Source organism: Micromonospora sp. NBRC 110009, from assembly GCF_030518795.1.
Taxonomy (GTDB): domain Bacteria; phylum Actinomycetota; class Actinomycetes; order Mycobacteriales; family Micromonosporaceae; genus Micromonospora.
On sequence record NZ_CP130427.1, the window covers coordinates 5,701,383 to 5,725,011 of the forward strand.

The following is a 23,629-nucleotide window of genomic DNA, read 5'->3' on the forward strand; positions in this document are numbered from 1 at the left end:
CGGATTCCCCGCCGCGGCCCGGCTACACCTGGCCCGGTCAGCGCCGCCGGGAGATGGCCTGCCGCGGGGCGCGCCGGACCACCACCAGCCGGTCGCCGCGCGTGCTCACCGAGGTCCGCCCGCCGCGCCGCCGCCGCACCGTCAGGTCGACCGTGGCGCCGCCCACCCGCACGCCCTCCAGCCGCAGGTCCGGCAGCCACTCGGGCAGGTGCGGGTCGATGAAGATGGTGCGCAGCGGCGCGGCCGGCCGCAGCGCCAGCAGCGCCTGGACCAGCGCGATGATGGCGCTGGCCGACCAGGCCTGCGGGGAGCAGGAGTTCGGGTAGACCCCCGGGTGCGGGTGAGCCGGGTCGCGCGGCAGGCCGCTGAGCACCTCGGGCAGCCGGTGGTCCTCGAAGAGCGCCGCCGCGGCGAACATCCCCTCGGCGAGCCGGTGCAGCTGCGCCCAGCAGCCGTACCGGGCGAGCCCGAGGCCGATGGTGCCCGCCTCCACCGGCCACACGCTGCCCCGGTGGTAGCTGAACGGGTTGTACGCCGGATGGTCGGCCGAGAGCGTGCGCACCCCCCAGCCGCTGAACATGTCCGGCGCGAGCAGCCGGTCGGCCACCCGCGCGGCGGCCGCGACGGGCACGATGCCGGTGGTCAGCAGGTGCCCGTCGTTGGAGTTGGTCGAGCGGACCGGCTGCTTGTCCGGCCCGAGCGCCATCGCGTAGCAGCCCCGCTCCGGCAGCCAGTACGCGCGGTGGAAGCGCCGCCGCAGCGCCCGGGCCCGGGCCAGCAGGGCGGCGCCCCGGGCCGGGTGGCCGGTCAGGGTGAACACCGCGGCGGCGTGCCGCAGGGCGGCGTACCAGTAGGCCTGCAGCTCGCTGGTGGCGATCGGGTTGGGCACCACCTGCCCGCGTTCGTCGACGATCGCGGTGTCGGAGTCCTTCCAGCCCTGGTTCTTCAGCCCCGCCCGGGACCGGCAGTGGTACTCCAGGAAGCCGTCGCCGTCGGGGTCGCCGTACCGCTCGATCCAGGCCAGCGCCCGCCGGGCCGTGGGCAGCAGCTCGCGCACGGTGTCCAGGTCACCGGTCCAGGCCAGGTACTGCCCGAGGAAGACCAGGAAGTCCGGCGCGGTGGACCAGTCGCCGTAGTACCGGCTGAACGGGTTCAGCCCGAGCACCGAGACGGGCCCCTGCCGGGCCTCGTGCAGCGGCTTGCCCGGTTCCTCGTCCCGCCAGTCGTCCAGCCGCTGCCCGAGGTGGCGGGCGTTGAGCCGCAGGCTGTCGGCGAGCATGGTGGGGCCGGCCAGCAGCGCCTGCCAGGAGGCGGTCATCGTGTCCCGGCCGAAGATCTCCTGGTAGATGGGGAGCCCGGCGATCGGCGCGGCCGGGCCGGCCGGCTCGCCGAGCGGCAGCACCGCCAGGTCGTGTGTGGCGCACCGCCACGCCGCCGTCACGTCGAAGTTGCTGCTGCTCAAGTCGGCCAGCTCCCCGACCAGCCGGGCCCGCGCCCGAGCGGCGGAGTCGTCCGGCTCGGCGAACGTCGCCGGGGCAGCGGGCAGCCGGGACCCGTCGAAGATCGGCTCGACCAGCAGGTCGATCGAGGCGCTACCGCGCGGCGGCACCGCCAGGTCGACCGTGATCGTCCCGTCGTCGTACGCCACCGGGGTGTCGGCGCGGATCCGGACCGCGACCGCCCGGTCGAGGTCGTCGCGCAGGTAGGTCAGGCGCAGTTCGCCCGCCGTCGGGTCCCACCCGGCGCCGACCTCGCCGACCTGCAGCCGGTGGCCCGCCTCCGCCTCGCTGGTGTCGGCGAAGTCCGCCTCGACGCGGATCCCGAGCGCGAACCGCAGCGGCTGCTGGGAGTAGCTGACCACGGTGAGCCGGGTGCGCAGCCCCGGACCGACGAACCGCTCGGTCAGCAGGTACGCCGCGCGCGACGGCAGCTCCTCCCCGGCGCCCAGCTCCGCGTAGGAGAGCTGGGCGTGACCCCGGACGTTCCCGGTGGCGAAGGGCACCGGCTCCCGGCCGTCGACGGTGATCCGTTCCCGGCTGAGCACCCGGGTGTTGCCGGCGAAGAAGCCCTGCGGGTCGGTGCCGCCGATCCGGCCCCGCACGTCGGTGACCAGCGTGCTCCACCCGCTCGCCACGTAGAGCAGGTCGGGCCGGACGCGCAGGTTGCGGACCCTGGTCATCGGGCGGCCTGTACCCGGTGCCGCTCCCGGTACACCCGAGGCGGGGTGCCCCGGTCCGGCCTCGCCCGTCAGTCCGCGGCCCGCCCCCGGACGATCAACTCGACGACCATGGCGATCGCCACCGCCTCCACCGCCAGCAGGGTCAGCAGGATGAGCAACTGGGTGGCCCCGGCCTGCAGTGGTCCCGCCCCGCCGAGCAGCACCCCGACGAACGCGCCCGGCAGGGTGACCAGCCCGACCGTCCGGGTCTGGTCCAGCGCCGGGACGAGCGCCTGCCCCGCGGCCGGCCGGCAGATCTCCAGCGCCGCGTCGCGGGGGAGCAGCCCCAGGGCGAGCCCCGCCTCGTACTCGCCGTGCCGGGTGCGCAGCTCGTCCAGGGTCCGCCGGCCGGCCAGGCTCGTCGCGGTCATCGCCCCACCGATCAGGATGCCCGCCGTGGGCAGCACCACCAGCGGTGTCGCGGGCAGGGCCCGGCTGGCCAGGAGTACGGCGAGACTCGGCGCCACCCCGACGGCGATGGCGAGCGGGGCGACCCGGCGCGGGCCGGCCGGCCCGATCCGCCGGTGCGCGGTGACGCTGGCGACCACGTACATGAGCAGGATGAAGAGCGCCGTGCTCCACCACGCGGCCAGCACCGCGACGATGATCAGCGAGACGCCGCCGAGCTGGACGGTGGCCCGGGCCGCCGCGGTCAGGATGGTCCGGCCCGGGCCGAGACCGCTGAACCGGATCACCGCCGCGCCCGCCAGGGTGAGGACGGTGAGGGCGACGAGCAGTGTCGGGCCGATCGGTACGGTGCCGCCGCTCACCCGATGATCATATTCCGAGGGGCCGGCCGGCGCTGGGTTCCGCCGGCCGGCCTCGCACCGGACGATCACTTGGCGTAGACCTCCAACTCGTAGAGCGAGAAGCCGTACGAGGTGGCCCGCTTCACCCCGTACATCCGTATGTAGCGGGCGGTGACCGGGGCGAAGGTCACGTTGTCGACGCCGCCGTTGCCGGCGGTGGTGCTGAACGCCGTCTGCCAGTTGGTGCCGTCGCCGGAGACCTCGATCCGGTACGCGCTGCCGTAGGCGGCCTCCCAGCGCAGCACGACCCGGCCGACCGGGCGGGCGGCGCCCAGGTCCACCCGGATCCACTGGTTGTCGTTGTAGCTGCTGCCCCACCGGCTGCCGAGGCTGCCGTCGACCGCCTTGTCCGGGGTGTAGCTGGTGAGGAACTGGGTGCTGGACGCGGTCGCGGGCCGCCCCTGGGCGAGGCTGGTGACGTCGTCGCCCCGGCGCGCCGGGAACGAGACGACCTGCTGGTAGGTGGGCCGGTTCTGCCAGGCGATCAGCGGGTGGGAGATGCCGCCGAGCCCGGACTGGACGATGGCGTCGGCGCACCACTGGTCACCCGACCCGCAGGACGAGTCCCCGGGGTAGACGGTGCCGGCCGGCAGGGCGGCCGCCTGGCGCAGGGCGCCCAGCAGGGCCTGCCGGCAGGCGGCCAGGTCGCCGTTGCCGCAGTAGGTGCGACCGAGCCCGCCGGCCACCGGGTCGCCGAGGACGGCACGGATGTCCTTGTCAACGTAGCCCCACCAGCCGTACTGGAACGAGGAGCCCTTGTGCGGCTGGCCCTGCGCGGCCCAGACGGCGGTGCCGTCGCGCCCGCCGTTCTGGCCGCCGGACGGGGCCTCGTTCACCTCGATGGCGTCCACCAGGGCGGCGTAGAGGTCGCCGCCGAGGCCCGACCGGAACTCGGCGGCGGCGAGCAACGGCCACCAGGCGTCGAAGATCCGGATGGCGTCGGCGTGCTGGTAGACCTTCGAGCCCGGGGCGGTCTCCACCCGGCGTGCCCCGGACTGCTGCCAGGCCTGCAGCTTGGCGACCGCGTCAGCCAGCGCCGGGTCGGTGACCGGCTGGCTGGTGACGACCCGGAGCAGGTCACCGAGGACCTGCTGGCCGCGCAGGTCGACGACGGCCGCGTCGGCCATGATCCGCACCACGGCGGCCCGGTCCAGCTTGCCGCCGGCGATGGCCGCGCGCACCGGCCCGTCGAGGAGTTGACCCCGGTGCACCGCGCCGAAGCTGAAGTTGCCGTCGGCGGCGCCGTAGTCGTACGCCTGCTTGTTGTTCCAGCTCACGTAGTAGTCCTGGTCGACCGACTGGGGATGGGCGCCGGTCGGGGTGTAGGTGGCGGTGTTCGTGTCGGGGTCCCAGCCCTGCCACTCGTAGGCCGCGTCGGCCTTGGTGGGCAGGTTCGGGTCGGCCCCGGACGGGCGGACCGGGTTGGCCCCGGAGTTGTAGTAGGCCGCCTCGGTCGAGTTCACGTAGAACCAGTTGAAGGCGTACCCGACGTCGGCCGCGGACTGCCGGAACGCCGCGGCCGAGCCCATCGCCGCCGGGTCGTTGTACGCCTGGAACCCGATCGCGGAGTCGGCCTCGTGCCGGTACGTCGAGCGCAGCTTGGTGAAGGCGACCGGCTGCCCGTTCACCATCCCCCGGTGGGACACCAGCCCGTACTTGGTGCGCAGGGCGCGCAGGGTGTACGAGCCGGACGGGGTGGCGTCGGCCAGGGTGGGTGACCAGGAGTTGGTGTGCTCCAGCACCTCCATGGCCAGGCACTGCCCGTGGTACAGGTAGCGGCCGGACTGCAGGGTCGGGGTGCTGCCGTCGGTGGTGCACAGCGGCACCGCGTACGTGTCGGTGAGGTCCTGCGCGGCGGAGGTGGCGCTCCAGGCGTAGTCCTGACCGCGGCCGAGCAGCACGTAGAGGTTCAGGCCGGCGAACGCGGCGCCGCGGGCGCTGATGCCGGGACCCTGCAGCTCCTGGAGCATGAGCAGTTGCGGGGCGAAGTAGCCGGTCTGCGGGCCGAACACGGCGACCGGGTTGCCGCTGACCGTGTGCCGGCCGGAGATCACCACGGCGTTGGACATGCCGTGCGATTTCAGCCCGGCCAGCCCGCTGAGCAGGCCGTCGGTGCTGGGGCTGCCGCCGCCGGTGCGCGCCGTGGTGCCGGCGGAGCCGGTCCGGTCGTAGACGAGCGGTTCGGCGGTGACGGTGCCCGCGTCGGGCAGGGCCACACTGGGCGCGTTGTCGGGTGCGCCGCCGTACGGGAAGCTCTGCCCGTCGTGCAGGGTCAGCACGGTCTCGGGGTCGTTCTGCTGCCGGAACGCCCGCCACACCTGGTCGCCGGTGGTGGCGCCGAACCGGGCGCGGGCCGCGACCCGGACCAGCGCGGACTGGATCTCCGCGCCGCCGCCTCCGCCGAAGAGGCCACCGACGACGCCGGCGGTGGCGATCAGGTCGGTCATGGTGAAGTGCTTCGGGCTGCCGTTGGCGGTGAGGTTGTACTCGCCGGGGCAGTTGTCGGCGGCGACGCACTGGTCGATGTAGGCGTTGACGCCGGCGATGTAGTCGCCGACGTCGGTGTAGAGCTGCTGGCCGCGGGTGCCGCGCTGGCGCAGGGAGTCGACCTGGGCCTGCAGGTCGGCCTCGCTGTAGGGGGAGTTGGCCCAGATGCTCTGTTCCAGGTCGCGGTTGCCGGGGGTGCCGCCGGCGAACGGGGTGAGCGTGCCGCGTCCGGCATGCCGGAGCAGGTCCATCACCCAGAGCCGGTCCTGGGCCCCGGCGAAGCCGGCCCCGAACATGGTGCCGGAGCGGGTGCTGCCGGTGATGTGCGGTACGCCGGTGGCGGAGTCGCGCACGATGGTGACGTCGGAGCGGGGTTGAACGCGGCTCTCCACCTGCGCGTCGGGTACCCCGAACGAGGCGTCGTGGTAGAACCGGGCGATCTGCTCGTCGGTCAGCCCGGCGTAGCTGTAGACCAGGTTGGCGTACTCGTCGAGCTGGTCGCCGGAATGGCTGGGCCGGGTGCCGAGGGCCTTGTGCGCCAGGATCGCGACGAGGGTGGCGTTGCCGTTCTCGCCCGGGGGCAGGATGTCGGCGCACTGGCCGAGGCAGTAGTCGTTGGGGGCGAAGGTGGTGGCGGCGAGCGCCGGTGACGGTGGGACGACCGTCAGGGCGCTCGCCGCGGTGAGGGCCGCGGTCAGCGCGGCGAGCCGGGTACGGGTGGTGGGACGGGGCATGGCGGATCCTCCGGGGGTGCGGAGTCGGGCCGGGGTCACGCCCGGCTGCCGCTGTGCCGACGTCTCGCCCTCCGCGCCCGGGCGTCACACCCGGAGGTGAGAGTCACTCATATCTACCTCCGGGTAATGATTGATGAAGTTCCATGCATTGGGATAGGTGCCGTTCACCACGCGCGAATGCCGACGTTTCCCTCGATCACGGCAGCGCCAGCACCGCCTGGTGACCCAGGTGGTCCGACGCCCAGCGGCCGCCGGGGGTCTGCCGCTGCGTGCCGAAGACCTCGCTGGCCACCGGCACCACGGCGCCGCGGACCAGCACCATGTCGATCCGGTGCTCGACGTCGTCGGCCGGCTCGGTCAGGTCGTCGCCCAAGCCGGCGGTGTAGCCGGGATCGCCCGGGTGCAGGATCGGCCAGGTGTCGACCATCCCGCCGGCGACCAGCGCGAAATAGGCCAGCCGGTTGTTCGGGTCGGGCAGCTCGGGCCCGCTGTTGAGATCACCGACGAGGATCAGCCGCCCGGGCACCTGCAGCGGCCCGCGCAGCAGTTCCTGCGCCTGCAGCAGGCGTACGCCGGGGTGGAAGGCCTCCAGGTGGGTGTTGACGAAGCGGAACGTCCGGGTGCCCAGCACGGCGTCCACCGCCGTCCAGCCACGGGTGCTGGTGGCGGTGCCGCCGGTGGCGGCGAGCGGGAAGACCAGGTTGTTGACGAAGTTGCCGGACGAGCTGGCGGTCACCTTCACCCGACCGCCGTGCCGCACCAGGATGACGTCCCGCATGGTCAGCCGGACGTCCCGCAGGAACGGCGCCCCGGCCGGGGCCTCCAGGTCCGCCTCCTGCTGCACCACGGCGACGTCGTACGGGTGACCGGACTCGGCCAGCTCCGCCATGAGCAGGGCCAGGTAGTCGTACCGGACCTCGGTGGCCGGCGCCGGGTCGCCGAGCGGCCCGGTGCGCCACAGCGCCACCTCCTGCAGGCCGACCAGGTCGGGCTCGCGCTCGCGGATCTCGTCGGCGATCAGCGCCGCCCGGGCCGGGAAGTCGACCAGGTCCACATGGCTCAGCAGGGCCGCGTTGGCCGCCAGGAACGCCGGCAGGGTGGGCGCGGCGATCGACGGGGTGAGATCCCCGCCCAGGTAGAGGTTGCGGGTCAGCACGGCGACCTTGGGTCCGGCCTCCGCGTGTGCGGGCGGGGCGACGAGCCCCAGGCCGGCCACCGCGACGGCGGCCGCGGTGGCCAGCCTGGCCAGGCGTCGGAGGTGTGCGCGAGGGCTGCCGTCCATGAGTGTGGTCCTCTCCGGCGGGATCCGTGGATCCGCGTACGCTAACGCCGGTCAGACCACCGTGGACACCGCCGTTCGGGCGACCCCCGCCCGGCGGTCAGCCCTGGGGCTGGGAGATGTTCACCAGCCAGCCGATGCCGAACCGGTCGACACACATGCCGAACTCGTCGCCCCACATCTGCTTCTCCAGCGGCACCGCGACCGTGCCGCCCTCGGCGAGCTGCTGCCAGTAGCCGCGCAGCTCGTCGCCGTCGTCGCCGCTGAGGCTGATCGAGATGTTGGTGCCGGGCTGGTATTCCAGCTCCGGCGGGGTGTCGGAGGCCATCAGCGTGAAGCCGCGGTCGGTCTCCAACTGCGAGTGCATGACCTTGTCGGCCACCGCCGGATCCGGGTTGCCGAACTCGCCGAAGGTGCTCAGCGTCAGGTTGCCGCCGAACACCTTCTGGTAGAACTCCATCGCCTGCCGCGCGTTGTCGCGGAAGCTGAGGTACGGGTTGAGCCGAGACGCCATTGTGCGACCCTCCTTCGTCCTTGACGAGGGCCATCGTCGCAGCCGGGTACGACAGCGACAACGACGCGTGACGGGCGAGTCGCGTCGAGTCGCGTCGGGTCGCCCGGGACACGGTGGGGGTGGCGTCGTTTGCCACCCCCACCGCTCTCCCCGCCGGTGCGTCGGTCAGTCCTGCTGGAACGACTGACGCACCACACCCCCCACCAGGGCACACCAGGTGGTGGTGCTGACCTTGCCGTTGGTGTCCAGCCCGTGAAGTTCCTGCAGGTCCTGGAGGGCCTTCTTGGTCACCCAGTCGTACTCGCCGGTGATCGCGACGTCGGCGTAGCCCTTGGAGTTGAGCATGAACTGCACCGCCTGGACTGGGATGCCGGTCGCGTCCTTGTCCAGCTCGGGCGCCAGGGTCTCCCACGTCGGTGCGGTCAGGGTGGCGTCGATGTCGACCGGGATGCCGTTGCGGGCCTGCCAGTCCTGCACGGCGGCGACGGTGGCGGCGTCGAACACCCCGGTCACCGGCACGGTGTAGCCGCGGAAGGTCAGCAGGTACTGCGCGACCTTCACCACCGGACCGCCGACGAAGCGCCAGATGTCCGGCCAGCGGCGGGCCGGCACGTCGGCCAGGTCCGTGCCGAGCTCGGCGAAGACCCGGCGGCGCAGGGCCGGGAACTCCCGGTAGAACATGGCGCCGGGGCACTGGGTGGCCCGGAAGTCCCAGTGGCCGAAGATGTCGTGGGCGTGCAGGCCGTACTGCTGGCAGATGGTGGTGCAGAGCTTGACCAGCGTGTCGAGCAGCTGCTGCGGCGGCGTCTCGGTGACGTACGTGCCCTCGTTCTCGATGCCGATGGCCCGCCCGTTCTCGCCGGGGCAGTGCGCCGAGATCATCTGGCGGTCGCCGGCCTGGAGCCGCTCCAGGCTGCCGTGCCGGCCCTCGGTGACGTGACCGCCCCGGCTGACCGTGAAGTGCTGCCCGGTGTCCGACCAGCGGTTGACGTCCATGTGCAGGTTCTGGCAGTCCCGGGCGAGCTGCTTGGCGTGCTCCTCCGAGTAGTCGGTGCTGTTCGGGAAGGCCATGTGGTGCACGATGATCTTGTTGGTGGGGATCGCGCTGACCGACAGCGGGTCCGCCGGCGGACGGGCGCCCCACTCGTCGCAGCTGATGATCCAGTCGAGGTCCGCGCCCGGCGCGGCCTGCGCGGCGGCGGGGAGGGCGAGCTCGCTCCCGACGACCGCGACCGCGGCGGCGCCGAGTCCGGCCCGCAGCAGGGTACGGCGGTCCAGCTCGGGGTGGTCGAAGTGCATGTCATCTCCTCTGTGGCCGGTCAGCGGCCCACGACGGCACGCGGGAACGGGCGGCGGCCCGTTCGGGGCTGGTGAAAAGGAACTCCAAGAACCACGCGTGCTGTGGAGGATATTGCCAGGGCCGGCCGAGCGCCAGAGGCTCCGCGAGTTCGATGTGAGTGGCGGGTCCGGAGTGGACCGGCCCGTCGTGCGCCGACGCCCGGTGCCGACGCGTTGTGGCCGGGTCGGGGGAGCGGCCGGCAACTCCGATCGGCTGGATAGGTGATCCGGTGTCCGTCAGGCGGGACGGCAGGGGTCGAGCAGCACCCCGCTGTGGCACGATTGTGCGGTGCAAAGCCCCAGCATGACCGGCGTTCTCGTGGTCCTGGTCGCGCTCGCGCTCGCCGGCCTGCTCGGCTGGTGGTGGCAGCGCCGCGACGGCCGGCTCCGGGCCGTGGGGGCGGCCCCGGACGCGACCCACCCGGCCGGGTCGGCCGCCCTGGCCGCGGTCGGCGTACCGGCCGGCGCCGTCACCCTGGTGCAGTTCTCCGCCCCGGTCTGCGCGCCCTGCCGGGCCACCCGGCGGGTGCTGGCGGAGGTCCGGGCGAACCTGCCCGGCGTTCACCTGGTCGAGGTCGACGTCGAGGAGCACCTGGACGCGGCCCGGGCGCTGGACGTGTGGCGGACCCCGACCGTGCTGGTGGTCGACGCGGCGGGGCGGGTGGTCCAGCGGGCCGCCGGGGTGCCGGCACCGGACGATCTCCGGGCGGCGCTCGCCCCGCTGCTGGCCGAGGCGCAACGGTGACCGGGGTCGCGTTGACCCGGCGCCGGGTCGTGGATCACGGGTGGCTGGCGGCGAGTCTCTGTGCGTCGGTCCGTCCCGCCTGACCGACCAGACCCTCGCCCGAACGGAGCCCGTCATGCTGCTCGACCCTCGGGGGCCGCGGTTCGCCGCCGTCCTCACCACCGTCGTCCTCGCCGTCGCCCTGATCACCGGCTCGGGACTGCTCGTCCTCGCCCAGGCCGCCGTCTTCGCGATCACCGCCGCGAATCCCCGCCTCGGCCCGTACGGCCTGCTCTACCGCGCCCTGGTGGCGCCGCGGCTGGGTCCGCCCGCCGAGCTGGAGCCGGCGGCCCCGGTCCGCTTCGCCCAGCTGGTCGGGCTGATCTTCGCCGGGCTCGGGGCGGCCGGCTGGCTGGCCGGCGTGCCGGCGTTCGGGCTGACTGCCACCGGCGCCGCGCTCGCCGCCGCCTTCCTCAACGCCGCCTTCGACCTCTGCCTCGGCTGCGTCGGCTACCTGGCGCTGCGCCGCCTCCTCGGCCGCCCGCTGGCCGCCCGGGTCCCGGCCCCGACGCGCTGACCACCGCCGGCGCCGCACCGTCGGCGGCGCGCACGATCGGCGGCGCGCTCCGGCGGCGCCGCACCACCGGCGACCGCCCCGGCCCGCCAGCCGGCCGCAGCAGACGTCGGCCGGTAGCTGTCGTGCGGCCCGTCGCGCCGGGCACAGGAGGAACTCCTGGGCGACATGCCTCTCCGGCATATTTTGTGCCGGAGAGGCATATCGCTCTGAAGAAGTGGCTCAGGGGAGCGGCGTCACGTGCGGTAGCGGAAGCTCCGGCGATCAGCCGCGTCAAGGGCGGTGGACCAGCGGTTGGAAACGTTTTCGTAACGAGCCCTTGACCTGACTGTCGAGCGGGGCGCAGACTCCCGGAAACGTTTACAGCTAGCAGCTGGAGGTGCCGGGGCGTGGGTCGTAAACGTTTACAGGAGTCGGCCGACGGCCGGCCCACCGTCCACACCGTCGCCGCCCGCGCCGGTGTCTCCATCGCGTCCGCCTCCCGGGTGCTCAACGGCGTCGGCGGCAGCCCGGAGACCATCCGCAAGGTGCGCGAGGCGGCGGCCGAGGTCGGGTACGTGCCCAACGCCATCGCCCGCTCGCTCCAGTCGCAGCGCACCGGCCTGATCGCCCTCGCCGTCGAGGACATCGGCAACCCGGTCTACGTCGAGATGATGCGGGCCATCGAGTCCGTGGTGGCCGCCTCCGGCCGGCAGCTGCTGGTGCACGCCACCGGCGGGCAGATCGGCAACGAGACCGCGCTGCTGCGCCGGCTCGCCCACCGCTACGTGGACGGCATGATCGTCTCGCCGATCCGGGTCACCGACGACCACCTCGCCGCGCTGGTCGACAGCCCGGTCCCGGTGGTCGTGGTCGGCCAGCTCCCGGCCGACGCGCCGGTGGACAACGTCCGCACCGACTCGCGTACCGGCGTGGGGCTGGCCGTCGACCACCTGGTCACGGCCGGGCGGCGGCGGATCGGCTTCATCAACGGCCCGCTCGACACCGTCCCCGGCGCGGCCCGGGACGCCGGCTTTCGGGCCGCCCTCGCCGCGCACGGCATCGACCTCGACGAGCGCCTGGTCGAGGTCGGCGACTTCCAGTACGCGGCCGGCCGCGCCGCCACCGAACGGCTGCTCGCCCGGGCCCACCCCGACGCGCTGGTCTGCGCCAACGACCTGATCGCCGTCGGGGCGCTGCACGCCCTGCTCGCCGCCGGCCACCGCGTCCCGGCGGACGTGGCGGTGGTCGGCATGGACGACACCGAGCTGGCCCGGATGATGTTCCCGCAGCTCTCCAGCGTCTCCCTCGGCTCGGCCGAACGCGGTCGCCGGGCCGCCGAGCTGCTGCTGCAGCGCATCGCCGACCCGGGCCTCCCGCCGCGTCGCGAGCAGGTCGCGCCGAGCCTCGCCGTCCGCGCCTCCAGCGCCGTCGTGCCCGACGCCGCGCCGCTGTTCCTCCCCGCGCCGGCGCAGCCGGCGTCCGTGCCGCGTACCCCGGAGGTGACCGCATGACCACGGTGGCCGAACGGCCCGACGTCGCCCGCGCCGACGGGCCCCGCGCGGCGCGGTCCCGCTCCGACCGGCTCGGCATCTACCTGCTGCTGCTCCCGTCGCTGCTGCCCATCGTGGTGCTGTCGGTCTTCCCGCTGCTGCGCGGCATCTACCTCGGCTTCACCGACGCCCGCGCCGGCCGGCACGTCGAGATCAGCTTCACCGGGCTGGCCAACTACCGGGAACTGCTCGGCGACGAGCTGTTCTGGAACTCCTTCAAGATCGGCCTGCTCTGGGCGGTCGGGGTGACCGTGCTCCAGTTCCTGCTCGCGCTCGGCCTGGCCCTGCTGCTCAACCAGCAGCTGCGCTTCCGCGGGATCGCGCGGGTGCTGGCGGTCGTGCCCTGGGCGATGCCCCCGGTCGTCGTCGGCATCCTGTGGAAGCTCGTCTACCACCCGGACGCCGGCCTGCTCAACGAGTTCTTCCACCGCATCGGCGCGGACGGGCTGCGCACCAACTGGCTCGGCGACTTCAGCACCGCGCTGCCCGCGGTGATCCTGGTGGGCGTCTGGGCCGGCATGCCGCAGACCACCGTGGTGCTCCTGGCCGGGCTGCAGGGCGTGCCGCGCGAGCTGCACGAGGCCGCCGCGGTCGACGGGGCGAGCACCTGGCACCGGTTTCGCAACGTCACCCTGCCCGCCATCGCGCCGGTCGTCGTGGCGATCACCTCGCTGGACTTCATCTGGAACTTCAACTCGTTCGGGCTGGTCTACGTGCTCACCGCCGGCGGCCCGGGCGGCAAGACCATGCTGCCGATGCTCTTCGCCTACGAGGAGGCGTTCCGCTACGGCAACTACGGCTACGCCGCCGCGCTGGGCAACGTGATGGTCGTGATCATCGTCGCGCTGCTCGCGGTCTACCTGCGGCGCCGACTCCGGGAGGCGAACTGACATGTTCGGAAAGCCGAGCCGCACCGGGCGGACGCTGCAGTACGTCGCGCTGACCGGCTACCTGATCTTCCTCGGGTTCCCGCTGGTCTGGCTGCTCTCCACCGCGTTCAAGCCGCCGCGGGAGCTGGTCAAGCTGCACCCCACGCTCATCCCGAGCAACCCGACCGTGCAGAACTTCGTGCAGGCCTTCACCGAGCAGCAGCTCGGCCGGGCCGCGCTGAACAGCCTCCAGGTGTCGCTCGCCTCGGCGGTGCTCACCGTGCTCGTCGCGCTGCCCGCCTCGTACGCCCTGGCCCGGTTCCGGACCAGGCTCGGCACGGTGGCGCTCGGCTGGGTGCTGCTGTCGCAGCTCTTCCCGTTCGTGCTGCTGATCATCCCGATCTTCCTGATCCTGCGGCAGGTCGGGCTGGCCAACACGCACGCCGGACTGGTGCTGATCTACGTGGTCTGGGCGCTGCCGTTCGCCCTGTGGATGCTGCAAGGCTTCGTCCGCAACATCCCGCGGGACCTGGAGGAGGCTGCCGCGGTCGACGGCGCCAGCCGGCTCCAGGTGCTGCGCCGGGTGGTCTTCCCGCTGCTCGCGCCGGGCATCGTGGCGACCGCGCTGTTCTCCTTCATCTCCGCCTGGAACGAGTTCTTCTTCGCCCTCGTGCTGGTCAAGACGCCCGAGCTGGCGACCCTGCCGGTCGCCCTGGCCCGGTTCGTCGGCATCGAGGGCACCGCCCGCCTGGGCCCCCTGGCGGCCGGTTCGCTGCTGGCCACCCTGCCCAGCCTGATCTTCTTCGCGGTCATGCAACGCCGCCTCTCGTCCGGGTCGCTCGCCGGCGCGGTCAAGGGCTGAACCACATCCCCCCAACCACCACCAAGGAGGAATCCCCCATGCTCCGTAGCAGATTCCGTCGACTCGCCGCGGCCGCCGCGGTCGCGGTCGTCGGGCTCGGCGCCCTCACTGCGTGCGGTGACGGCGACGGCGCGGACGAGAACTCGTCCGGCCCGGTCAAGCTGCGCTTCCTCAGCCTCGCCTGGCAGAAGGAGTCGCTGCAGGCCAACAAGGACCTGGTCGCCAAGTGGAACGCCGAGCACCCGGACATCCAGGTGGAGTACGTCCAGGGCGACTGGAACTCGGTCCACGACCAGCTGGTCACCTCGTTCGAGGGCGGCGACGTGGCCGACATCGTGCACTACGAGGCCTCGTCGATCGGCGAGTTCAGCAAGCAGGGCTACCTGGCCGACGTCTCCAAGCTGCTCAGCGATGACTTCAAGGGCCAGATCGACCAGGGCGTGTGGGACACCGCCACCTTCGACGGCAAGGTCGCCGGCGTGCCGTTCCTGCTGGAGTCGCAGGTCGTCCTCGCCAACAAGAAGCTGCTCGACGCCGCCGGCATCGCGGTCCCGCCCGCCGACGGCGGCTGGACCTGGGACGAGTTCCAGGCCAACGCGCAGAAGCTCACCAAGCCCGGCCAGTACGGCGTGGCCTGGGCGCTGAAGTCGCCCACCAACCGGGTAATGAACCTGGCGCTGAACTACGACGGCAAGTTCTTCTACACCGACGGCGGCAAGACGGAGGTCAAGGTCGGCGACGCGGAGAAGGAGGTGCCGAAGCGGATCCACGACATGCTCTACACCACCAAGTCGGCCTCCCCGGAGGCGCTCGGGATGAGCGGCGCGGACACCCTGCCCGGCTTCTTCGGCGGCAAGTACGCCCTGCTGCCCGGCTCGGTCTCGCTGCGCCAGCAGATGGTCGAGCAGGCCCCCGCCGGCTTCGACTGGGTGACCCTCCCGCCGATCAAGGGGCTGTCCAGCAAGCAGGCCGCCAACCCGCAGACGCTGTCGATCGCGGAGGACAGCAAGCACAAGAAGCAGGCCGCTCAGTTCATCGAGTGGTTCCTCAACCCGACCAACATGGCCGCCCTGGCCAAGGGTGACTGGCTGGTGCCCACCGGCAAGCAGGCCAACGAGGAGCTGGTCAAGCTCACCGGCGGCAAGCAGGGCTGGGACGTCGCCGCGGACAGCTCCGCCGACCTGACCGTCGCCCCGTTCCAGAAGGCCGACGGCTACCCGGAGTGGAAGACCAAGTACGCCACTCCGGCGCTGCAGCAGTACTTCGCCAACAAGATCACCCTGGACCAGCTCGGCACGCAGCTGGTCGACGGGGGCAAGCAGGTTCTGAGGTAACCATGTCACTCTTGCTCGACACGTCGGTCGGTTGCCTGGTCGGCGCCGCGGTGGGCGACGCCCTCGGCGGGGCCACCGAGACAGCGCTCCCCGAGCAGATCCGCGCCCGCTTCGGCGGCTGGGTCGAGGGAATCGTTCCCCCGTACCACGCCGACTGGGCCACCGCGCGGCCACTCGCGCCGTACCACAAGGGCGACGGGCACATCACCGACGACACGTTGATGACCCACGCGCTGGTCCGGGCGTACGCGGCCAAGCGGGACCACCTCGACGCGTACGACGTGGTGGAACTGCTCGTCCCCGACCTGATCGAGCGGGTGGTGTACATCCCGGACCTGGAGCGGGAGGGGGTGACCTTCCACCGGCTGGCCGCCGCCGAACGGTGGTTGGTCACCCGCCTGCACCACGCGCACGCCGATCCCCGGGAGGCCGGCGTGGGCAACATCGTCAACTGTGGCGCCGCCATGTACATGGCCCCGGTCGGCATCGTCAACGCCGGCGACCCGGCCGGGGCGTACGCGGAGGCGGTGGAGATCGCCGGGGCGCACCAGCACAGCTACGGACGGGAGGCCGCGGCGGTCTTCGCCGCCGCGGTCGCCGCCGCCGCGACCCCCGGCGCCGGCGTCGAGGACGTGCTCACCGCGGCGCTCGACGTGGCCCGCGACGGCACCCGCGCCGCGATCGACGCGGTGGTCAAGGAGGCCCGCGGCCACGACGACTGGAAGGCCGCCATCCCCGCGCTGCGGGCGGCGGTCGCCCCCTTCGACACGGTGGGGGAGGAGTACCGCAGCCCCGGCCTGGGCGCCCGCCGCCCGAGCCGGCTGCACGCCATCGAGGAGCTGCCGGTGGCCCTGGGCATGCTGGTGGTGGCCGGCGGCGACTACCGGGCGGCGGTGCTCGGCGCGGTCAACTACGGCCGGGACGCCGACTCCACCGCCACCATGGCCGGCGCGATCGCCGGGGCGCTCGGCGGCGCGGCGGCGGTGCCGGCCGAGTGGTCGGACGCCGTCGCCGCGGCGTCCCGCACCGACCTGGTCGAGCCGGCCCGGGTGCTCGCCCAGGTCGCCACCGAGGTCTTCGACCGCGACCGGGAGCGGTTCGCCCGCCGCGCCGAGCGGTTCGGCGGGCTGGCATGAGCACCGCGGCCGGCGGCCAGCCGGCCCGCGGGCTGCGGCTGACCTGGGTGCAACCGGAGGACCTGCTGCCGCACGAGCTGGCCGCCAGCGCCGACGAGGGCCGCGAGGTGGCCGCCCTCGCCGAGCGCTGGGCGGCGGCGGGCGGTGACGGCACCGCCCCGGTCAGCGGTGCCTCGCCGGTCCCCGCGCCGCCGGCGCTGCGCGCCCTCGCCGTCGAGCTGCTCGACGCCGCCGACGCGCTGCCCACGCCGGACCCGGAATCCGAACCGGGTGACCTCGACGCGGTCCGGAAGAGCTGGCCGGACGCATGGCAGCTGCCGACCACCGTCGAGCGGGACCGGCTGCACGGCGCCTGGCTCGGCCGGGCGGCCGGCTGCCTGCTCGGCAAGCCGGTGGAGAAGATCCCCCGTCACGGGATCCGGGAGATCCTCACCGCCACCGGCCGGTGGCCGCTGCGCGACTGGTTCACCGCGCAGGGGCTGCCGGCCGAGGTGGCCGCCCGCTGGCCGTGGAACCGGCGCAGCGCGCCGACCAGCCTGGCCGAGAACATCGCCGGCATGCCCGAGGACGACGACCTCAACTTCCCGCTGCTGGCGCTGCGCATCCTGGAGACCCGCGGGCCCGGTTTCACCAGCGCCGACGTGGCCCAGGCCTGGCTGGACTGGCTGCCCGCCGGCCGGGTCTTCACCGCCGAGCGGGTCGCCTACCGCAACCTGCTGCTCGGCCTGACCCCGCCGGAGACCGCCCGCCGGCACAACCCGTTCCGGGAGTGGATCGGCGCGCAGATCCGCACCGACGTGTACGGCTGGACCAACCCCGGCCGCCCCGACCGGGCCGCCGAGGCGGCTTGGCGCGACGCCGCCGTCAGCCACGTCCGCGCCGGGGCGTACGGGGCGATCTGGGCGGCCGCCCTGGCCGCGGCGGCGCCCGTCGCCGGCAGCGTCGACGAGGTGCTCGACGCGGGCGAGTCGGTGCTGCCCCCGGGCAGCCGGTTCACCGCCGCGATCCAGGAGGCACGCGCCCTCGGCGCCGGCGGCGACGACTGGGAGAACATCGTGGACACCCTCTACGCGCGCCACGGGCACCTGCACTGGGTGCACGTACGCAACAACGCCGCCCTGGTCGCGGCGGCCCTCGCGTACGGGCGCGGCGACCTGGACCGGTCCATCTGCGCCGTGGTCGCCGGCGGCTGGGACACCGACTCCAACGGGGCCACCGTCGGCGCGGTCACCGGGGCGCTCACCGGCGCCTCCCGGCTGCCCGCCCGCTGGGTCGCCCCGCTGCGCAACCGGCTGGCCAGCAGCATCGCCGGCTTCGACGGCATCGGCTTCGACACGCTGGCCGACCGTACCCTCGCCCTGGCCCACGCCGGGGGCGTGGCATGAGCGCCCGGGTGGTGGTGGTCGGCAGCGCCAACCTGGACCTGGTGGTCACCACGCCGCAGCTGCCCCGGCCCGGCGAGACGGTGCTCGGCGACGACTTCCGCACGGTCCCCGGCGGCAAGGGCGCCAACCAGGCGGTCGCCGCCGCCCGGGCCGGCGCGGACTGCGACTTCGTCGGCGCGGTCGGCGCCGACGAGTTCGGCGTGCTGCTGCGGGACAACCTGGTCGCCGCCGGCATCGACGTGCGCGGCCTGCGCACCGCCGACGGTCCGTCCGGCGTCGCGCTGATCGCCGTCGACCACGCGGCGGAGAACTGCATCGTGGTCGCCCCCGGCGCCAACGCCACCCTGGCCCTGGACGACGCCGACCGGACCGCGGTGGCCGCCGCCGACGTGCTGCTGCTGCAACTGGAGGTGCCGCTGCCGGAGGTCACCCGGGCCGCCGGCTGGGCCCGCGCCGCCGGCACCGCCGTGGTGCTCAACGCCGCCCCGGCCCGACCGCTCCCCACCGAACTGCTCGACCTGCTCGACGTGCTGGTGGTCAACGAACACGAGGCGGCGGTCGTCGCCGGGGTGTTGACCGACGAGCCCGCCGCGCTGCTCGACATCCTGGTCACCCTGGTGCCCCGGGTGGTGCTCACCCTGGGCGCGCGGGGCGCCGCCTACGCCGACCGGGACGGCACCCGGATCGAGGTGCCGGCGCCGAAGGTCGACGCGGTGGACACCACGGCCGCCGGTGACGCCTTCACCGGCGCGCTCGCGGTCGCCCTCGCCGAACGCGGCGGCCTCACCGCCGACACCGCGACCGCCGTGCTGCAGTGGGCGTGCGCCGCCGGTGCCGCCTGCGCCCAGCGACCCGGCGCGTCCACCGCCCTGCCCGAGCGGGCCGCCATCGAGGCGCTGTCCGCGACCACCTACGGAGGGGCCGAGTGAGCTTCAACCCGTACGTGCCGAGGCCGATCGACCGGCCCACCGAGGTGCCGCTCGGCGCGCACGCCGACCTGACCACCCTGGACGAGGCGAAGATCTTCGCCGCCCCCGACGACCCCGCCGACTGGCCCGCCTGGCGGGAACAGCTCACCCGGTGGCGGGCCGACGCCCGGGGTCGCCTCGGCTACACCGGCGAGCACTACGACGAGATCGCCGGCGACTGCTTCAGCGTCTGCCTCGCGTGGCTCTGGGACGAGACCCTCTACGACCACGACCGGGGCGTGTTCACGGTGGCGGCGTTCCTCGACGACGCCCGGCGCGACTTCGGCGGCTTCGACGGGGTGGTGCTCTGGCACGCGTACCCGGTGATCGGGCTGGACGAGCGCAACCAGTTCGACTGGTACCGCGACGTGCCCGAACTGCCCGACGTGGTGCGCGCGTTCCAGGACCACGGGGTCCGGGTGTTCGTCGACTACAACCCGTGGGACACCGGCACCCGGCGCAAACCCGGCGCCGACGCCGAGGAGGTCGCCGCGCTGGCCGCCACCCTCGGCGTCGACGGCGTCTTCCTGGACACCCTCAAGGAGGGCGCCGGGGAGCTGCGCAAGGCTCTCGACGCCGTCCGCCCCGGCCTGGTCCTGGAGGGGGAGAGCCGGGTGCCGCTGGCCCGGATCGCCGACCACGCCATGTCCTGGGCCCAGTGGTTCGCCGACTCGGACACCCCGGGTGTGCTGCGGGCCAAGTGGTTCGAACGCCGGCACCTCCTGCACCACACCCGCCGCTGGCACCGCAGCCACCTCGACGAGCTGCACTCCGCCTGGCTCAACGGCTGCGGGATGCTGGTCTGGGAGAGCGTCTTCGGCGTCTGGGTCGGCTGGAACGACCGGGACAAGGCCGTGCTGCGCGCCATGCGCCGGGTGCAGGCCAGCCACGCCGCGTGGCTGCGCGCCGAGGACTGGGTCCCGCTCGCCGACCACCCCGGCACGGGCCAGGTGTACGCGTCCCGCTGGACCCACGACGACCAGCCGCTGTGGACGGTGGTCAACCGGGGCGCCGCCCACGACGGGCCCTGGCTGGTCACCGAGCCCCGCCCGGGACGCTTCGTCGACCTGGTCACCGGCGCCGAGCTGGCCGTCACCGAACTGGAGGACGGGCGGGTGGCCGTCGGTGGGCCGCTGGCCGCCGGGGCGATCGCCGCCGTGGCCGTCACCGACGCGCCGGTGCCCCGGCACGAGCCGCCGACCGGCGACCCGTCCTTCCCGGCCCGCGCCGCGGTGCGGACCCGCACCCCGCAGGCGCGGCTCGCCGCCCTGCCCGATGGCATGGTCACCCTCGAGGCCGGCCGCCACGACCTGACCGTCCGCCACCGGGTCCGGGAAACCGGCCTGTACGGCGAAGCCCCGTACGTCGACGAGTGGAAGCCGCTGCCGCCCCGGCTGCACCACACCGGCACCCTGCACCGGCCCGTGCGGCTCGGCCGCTTCGCCATCGAGACCCACGAGGTCACCCACGGGCAGTACGCCCGCTTCCTGGCCGCCACCGGCTACCGCCCGGTGCGACCGGAACGGTTCACCGCCGGGCAGGGGCCCGCCGAGGCCCCGGTCACCGGCGTCGACCTCGCCGACGCCCGCGCGTACGCCGACTGGGCGGGGATGCGGCTGCCCACCGAGGACGAGTGGCAGGTGGCCGCCGAGGCCGGCCGGCTCGTCCGGCGCGAACCCCTGGTGTGGAACCTGACCGAAAGTGAACACTCGGACGGGCGGACCCGGTTCGTCATCCTCAAGGGCGGCTGCGGGTACCGGGCCGAGGGCTCCGACTGGTACCTCGACGGCGGCCCGCAGCCCCCCGAGGTGTCGGTGAAGTTGCTGCTCACCGGCGCCGGCCTCACCCGGTCCACCTCGATCGGCTTCCGCTGCGCCGCCGACCTGCCGGGGGAGGCGTGATGACCGCGCCGCTGCACGGGGTCAAGGTCGTCGACCTGGCCACCCTCTTCGCCGGCCCGCTCGCCGCCGCGTTCCTCGGCGACTTCGGCGCCGACGTCATCAAGGTCGAGCACCCGGCCAAGCCCGACCCGTCCCGGGGACACGGCCCCGCCAGGGACGGCGTCGGCCTGTGGTGGAAGGTGCTCGGCCGCAACAAGCGCACCGTCACCTGCAACCTCTCCGACCCGGAGGGCGCCGAGCTGCTGCGCCGGCTGCTGGCTGACGCCGACGTGTTGGTGGAGAACTTCCGCCCCGGCACCCTGGAACGCTGGGGCCTCGGCCCGGACGAGCTGCACGCGGTCAACCCGCGGCTGGTGATCGCCCGGATCAGCGGCTTCGGTCAGCTCGGCCCGTACGCCCCCCGGCCCGGCTTCGGCACCCTCGCCGAGGCGATGAGCGGCTTCGCCGCCGCCACCGGCGAACCCGACGGGCCGCCCACCCTGCCCCCGTTCGGGCTGGCCGACTCGGTCACCGCCCTCGCCGCCGCGTACGCGGTCATGCTGGCCCTGCGCGGCCGCGACCTGACCGGCCGCGGCCAGGTCGTCGACCTGGCCATCATCGAACCCATCATGGCGATGCTCGGCCCGCAGATCACCTGGTACGACCAGCTCGGCTACGTCCAGCCCCGGCTGGGCAACCGGTCCAACAACAACGCCCCGCGCAACACCTACCGCTGCGCCGACGGCCGCTGGGTGGCCGTCTCGACCAGCGCGCAGAGCATCGCCGAGCGGGTTCTCCGGCTGGTCGGCCGCCCGGAACTGGTCGACGAGCCCTGGTTCGCCACCGGCAGTGGCCGGGCCGCGCACGCCGACGAACTCGACGCGGCGGTCGGCGCCTGGGTGGCGAAGCGGGACCGGGACGAGGTGGTGGCCGCGTTCGAGGCGGCCCAGGCGGCCGTCGCCCCCGTCTACGACGTCCGCGACATCCTCACCGACCCGCAGTACGCGGCGCTCGGCACCGTGGTCACCGTCCCCGACGAGGAGTTGGGCGAGGTCCGGATGCAGAACGTGCCGTTCCGGATGTCGGACAGCCCGGGGGAGATCCGGCACGCCGGCCGCCGCCACGGCCAGGACACCGACGAGGTGTTCCGCGCGCTCGGCCGCACCGACGACGAACTGGCCGCGCTGCGCGAGCGCGGGGTGATCTGATGCTGCTCACCTGGCTCTACGTGCCCGGCGACCGGCCCGACCGGTTCGCCAAGGCGGTCGCCTCCGGCGCCGACGCGGTCATCCTCGACCTGGAGGACGCCGTCGTCGCCGGCCGCAAGGCGTACGCCCGCGACGCCGTCGCCGAGTTCCTCGCCGACCGGCAGCCGGTGCCCGTCCAGGTCCGGGTCAACGAGCTGACCGGCCCGGACGTCGACGCCGACCTGGCCGCCGTCGCCGGCGCGCCCGGGCTCGCCGGGCTGCGACTGCCCAAGGTGGAGTCCGCGGCGGACATCGCCGCCGTCGCCGCCCGGGTGGACACCCCGCTGCACCCGCTCATCGAGTCGGCCCTCGGCCTGGAGTTCGCGCACGCCGTCGCGGACGCGCATCCGGCGGTGGCCTCGCTCGGGCTCGGCGAGGCCGACCTTCGCTCCGACCTGGGCGTCGCCGACGACGACGGGCTGCTCTGGGCGCGCGGCCGGATCGTGATCGCGGCCCGTGCGGCCGGGCTGCCGCCACCGGCCATGTCGGTGTACGCGAACGTCGCCGACCTCGACGGGCTGGCCGCCTCCTGCGCGACCGGCCGGCGGCTCGGCTTCCTCGGCCGCGCCGCCATCCACCCGCGCCAGCTGCCGGTGATCACCGAGGCGTTCCGGCCGGGCGACCGTGAGGTGGCCCGGGCGCGGGAACTGCTCGCCGCGGTCGCCGAGGCGCAGACCCGCGACTCCGGCACGGCGGTGCTGCCCGACGGCCGGTTCGCCGACCGGGCCATGGTGGCGGCGGCCCGCCGGGTGGTCGACCTCGCCGCCCGTTACGCCGCCTGACCGGCCCGCCGCCACCGGACGCGGTGCGCCGGTCGCTCGGCCCGCGCCGGACCTGGTCCGCGGCGGCCGACCGGTCAGCCGCCGGCCGGGTCGCGGCGCGGGTGGGTCAGCGCCTCGGCGATGCCCTCGATGGTCTGGGCCAGGTAGTCGAAGTCGGGCACGGCGACCCGCTCCGCGCGTTCGTGCAGGTTCGCCGGGGTCACCGTGTCGTCGATCCGGGCGACCTCGTGCCGTCCGTCGCGTTCCATGACTGCCTCCCTGATGGCGAGGCGGCGCTGCCCGGCAGCGCCGTCAGACGGTTCCGAGCACAGGCCAATCATTGCACTATGCAATCGTGCCGGCCAGGGCTATCGCGTCAGGCGTCGGCGGTCGCCTCCGCGTCCCGCGCGGTGAAGCCGAGCCACCACTCCTGCTCGGGCACCTCGCCCGCGGCGGCGGCGAAGGCGGCCAGCGCCTCGGTCACCTCCGGCTGCCAGTAGCCGGCCGTGGCCGCCACGATCCGGGACAGCTCCTCCCGGCGGCGCCGGATCACCTCCGCCACCAGGCGCTGCCCGGCCGGGGTGAGGCGCAGCCGGACCACCCGCCGGTCGGCGGTGGACCGGGTGCGGCGGATCAGGCCCTTGCGGATGAGCCGGTCGCACATCCGGGTCCCGGTCGACGGGGCGACCTGCAACTCCGCCGAGATGTCCGCCGCGCGCTGCGGGCCCCGCGTCGCCAGCACGACCAGCGCCCGGAACTGCGGCAGGGTCACCTCGGCGTCGAGGTCGGCCAGCGACCGGGCGGCCAGCCCGACGAAGGCCCGGCTGGCGGCCATCAGCGCCTCGACGGCGCGGTCGGGATCCGCGGCGGGTGGTGGCATGCCGACCATCATCGCAGCCGATCCGGCTCCGTCCGGTGGCCGGTCGGGACCGGCGGGGCGGCGCGGGGTCGAGGCGTGCAGGCGTGAAACGCGGCGGA

General features: G+C 74.1%; 20 protein-coding genes. 12 read left to right on the forward strand and 8 right to left on the reverse strand.

What is annotated here, in order from left to right; genetic code table 11:
• Positions 1-37 precede the first annotated feature (37 nt).
• The 6 genes from Q2K19_RS26870 to Q2K19_RS26895 form a co-directional block, all read right to left on the reverse strand.
• The gene (locus Q2K19_RS26870) at positions 38-2,179 is read right to left on the reverse strand and encodes an amylo-alpha-1,6-glucosidase (RefSeq protein WP_302764871.1); all 2,142 of its coding nucleotides are present in this window, start codon (positions 2,177-2,179) and stop codon (positions 38-40) included.
• Between the two features lie 68 nt (positions 2,180-2,247).
• The gene (locus Q2K19_RS26875) at positions 2,248-2,988 is read right to left on the reverse strand and encodes an ABC transporter permease (protein WP_302764872.1); all 741 of its coding nucleotides are present in this window, start codon (positions 2,986-2,988) and stop codon (positions 2,248-2,250) included.
• Between the two features lie 65 nt (positions 2,989-3,053).
• Positions 3,054-6,248 carry a penicillin acylase family protein gene (locus Q2K19_RS26880; protein ID WP_302764874.1) on the reverse strand — a complete coding sequence of 1,065 codons (3,195 nt, stop codon included), beginning with the start codon at positions 6,246-6,248 and terminating at the stop codon, positions 3,054-3,056.
• Positions 6,249-6,444: 196 nt separating this feature from the next.
• Entirely contained in the window at positions 6,445-7,530 is a 1,086-nt protein-coding gene (locus Q2K19_RS26885; RefSeq protein WP_302764876.1) for an endonuclease/exonuclease/phosphatase family protein, read from the reverse strand.
• 97 nt (positions 7,531-7,627) lie between these two features.
• The gene (locus Q2K19_RS26890) at positions 7,628-8,041 is read right to left on the reverse strand and encodes a VOC family protein (RefSeq protein WP_302764878.1); all 414 of its coding nucleotides are present in this window, start codon (positions 8,039-8,041) and stop codon (positions 7,628-7,630) included.
• Positions 8,042-8,206: 165 nt separating this feature from the next.
• Positions 8,207-9,340 (reverse strand): peptidoglycan recognition protein family protein, encoded by a 1,134-nt coding sequence (locus Q2K19_RS26895; RefSeq protein WP_302764880.1) that lies wholly within the window; start codon positions 9,338-9,340, stop codon positions 8,207-8,209.
• A gap of 343 nt (positions 9,341-9,683) precedes the next feature.
• On the opposite strand from Q2K19_RS26895, the gene Q2K19_RS26900 reads away from it, so the two are divergent.
• From Q2K19_RS26900 to Q2K19_RS26955, 12 genes are all read left to right on the forward strand, one after another.
• Positions 9,684-10,124: a TlpA family protein disulfide reductase gene (locus Q2K19_RS26900; RefSeq protein ID WP_302764882.1), complete on the forward strand. Its 441-nt coding sequence runs from the start codon at positions 9,684-9,686 to the stop codon at positions 10,122-10,124.
• A 115-nt stretch (positions 10,125-10,239) separates the two neighbouring features.
• Positions 10,240-10,680: a DUF4395 domain-containing protein gene (locus Q2K19_RS26905; RefSeq protein WP_302764884.1), complete on the forward strand. Its 441-nt coding sequence runs from the start codon at positions 10,240-10,242 to the stop codon at positions 10,678-10,680.
• Positions 10,681-11,066: 386 nt separating this feature from the next.
• A complete protein-coding gene (locus Q2K19_RS26910; protein ID WP_302764886.1) occupies positions 11,067-12,170 on the forward strand; it encodes a LacI family DNA-binding transcriptional regulator in 1,104 nt (367 codons plus the stop codon).
• Complete coding sequence (locus tag Q2K19_RS26915; RefSeq protein WP_302764887.1) at positions 12,167-13,099, forward strand: carbohydrate ABC transporter permease; 933 nt, start codon at positions 12,167-12,169, stop codon at positions 13,097-13,099. Before Q2K19_RS26910 ends, Q2K19_RS26915 begins: the two co-directional genes overlap by 4 nt.
• A gap of 1 nt (position 13,100) precedes the next feature.
• A complete protein-coding gene (locus Q2K19_RS26920; RefSeq protein ID WP_302764888.1) occupies positions 13,101-13,940 on the forward strand; it encodes a carbohydrate ABC transporter permease in 840 nt (279 codons plus the stop codon).
• A gap of 38 nt (positions 13,941-13,978) precedes the next feature.
• The gene (locus tag Q2K19_RS26925; RefSeq protein WP_302764891.1) at positions 13,979-15,274 is read left to right on the forward strand and encodes an ABC transporter substrate-binding protein; all 1,296 of its coding nucleotides are present in this window, start codon (positions 13,979-13,981) and stop codon (positions 15,272-15,274) included.
• Positions 15,275-15,276: 2 nt separating this feature from the next.
• On the forward strand, positions 15,277-16,410 hold the full coding sequence (locus tag Q2K19_RS26930) for an ADP-ribosylglycohydrolase family protein (RefSeq protein WP_302764893.1): 1,134 nt from the start codon (positions 15,277-15,279) through the stop codon (positions 16,408-16,410).
• Positions 16,407-17,795, forward strand: coding sequence for an ADP-ribosylglycohydrolase family protein (locus Q2K19_RS26935; RefSeq protein ID WP_302764895.1), 1,389 nt, complete (start codon positions 16,407-16,409; stop codon positions 17,793-17,795). The genes Q2K19_RS26930 and Q2K19_RS26935 overlap by 4 nt, the downstream gene beginning before the upstream one ends.
• Positions 17,792-18,724 (forward strand): ribokinase, encoded by a 933-nt coding sequence (locus Q2K19_RS26940; protein WP_302764897.1) that lies wholly within the window; start codon positions 17,792-17,794, stop codon positions 18,722-18,724. The genes Q2K19_RS26935 and Q2K19_RS26940 overlap by 4 nt, the downstream gene beginning before the upstream one ends.
• Positions 18,721-20,664 carry an SUMF1/EgtB/PvdO family nonheme iron enzyme gene (locus Q2K19_RS26945; protein ID WP_302764899.1) on the forward strand — a complete coding sequence of 648 codons (1,944 nt, stop codon included), beginning with the start codon at positions 18,721-18,723 and terminating at the stop codon, positions 20,662-20,664. The genes Q2K19_RS26940 and Q2K19_RS26945 overlap by 4 nt, the downstream gene beginning before the upstream one ends.
• Positions 20,664-21,851 (forward strand): CaiB/BaiF CoA transferase family protein, encoded by a 1,188-nt coding sequence (locus tag Q2K19_RS26950; protein WP_302764900.1) that lies wholly within the window; start codon positions 20,664-20,666, stop codon positions 21,849-21,851. The genes Q2K19_RS26945 and Q2K19_RS26950 overlap by 1 nt, the downstream gene beginning before the upstream one ends.
• A complete protein-coding gene (locus Q2K19_RS26955; protein WP_302764902.1) occupies positions 21,851-22,672 on the forward strand; it encodes an HpcH/HpaI aldolase/citrate lyase family protein in 822 nt (273 codons plus the stop codon). The genes Q2K19_RS26950 and Q2K19_RS26955 overlap by 1 nt, the downstream gene beginning before the upstream one ends.
• Before the next feature lie 74 nt (positions 22,673-22,746).
• On the opposite strand, the gene Q2K19_RS26960 is transcribed toward Q2K19_RS26955, so the two are convergent.
• Entirely contained in the window at positions 22,747-22,920 is a 174-nt protein-coding gene (locus Q2K19_RS26960) for a hypothetical protein (protein ID WP_302764904.1), read from the reverse strand.
• Between the two features lie 107 nt (positions 22,921-23,027).
• Positions 23,028-23,531, reverse strand: coding sequence for a MarR family winged helix-turn-helix transcriptional regulator (locus Q2K19_RS26965; protein ID WP_302764905.1), 504 nt, complete (start codon positions 23,529-23,531; stop codon positions 23,028-23,030).
• Between the last annotated feature and the right edge of the window lie 98 nt (positions 23,532-23,629).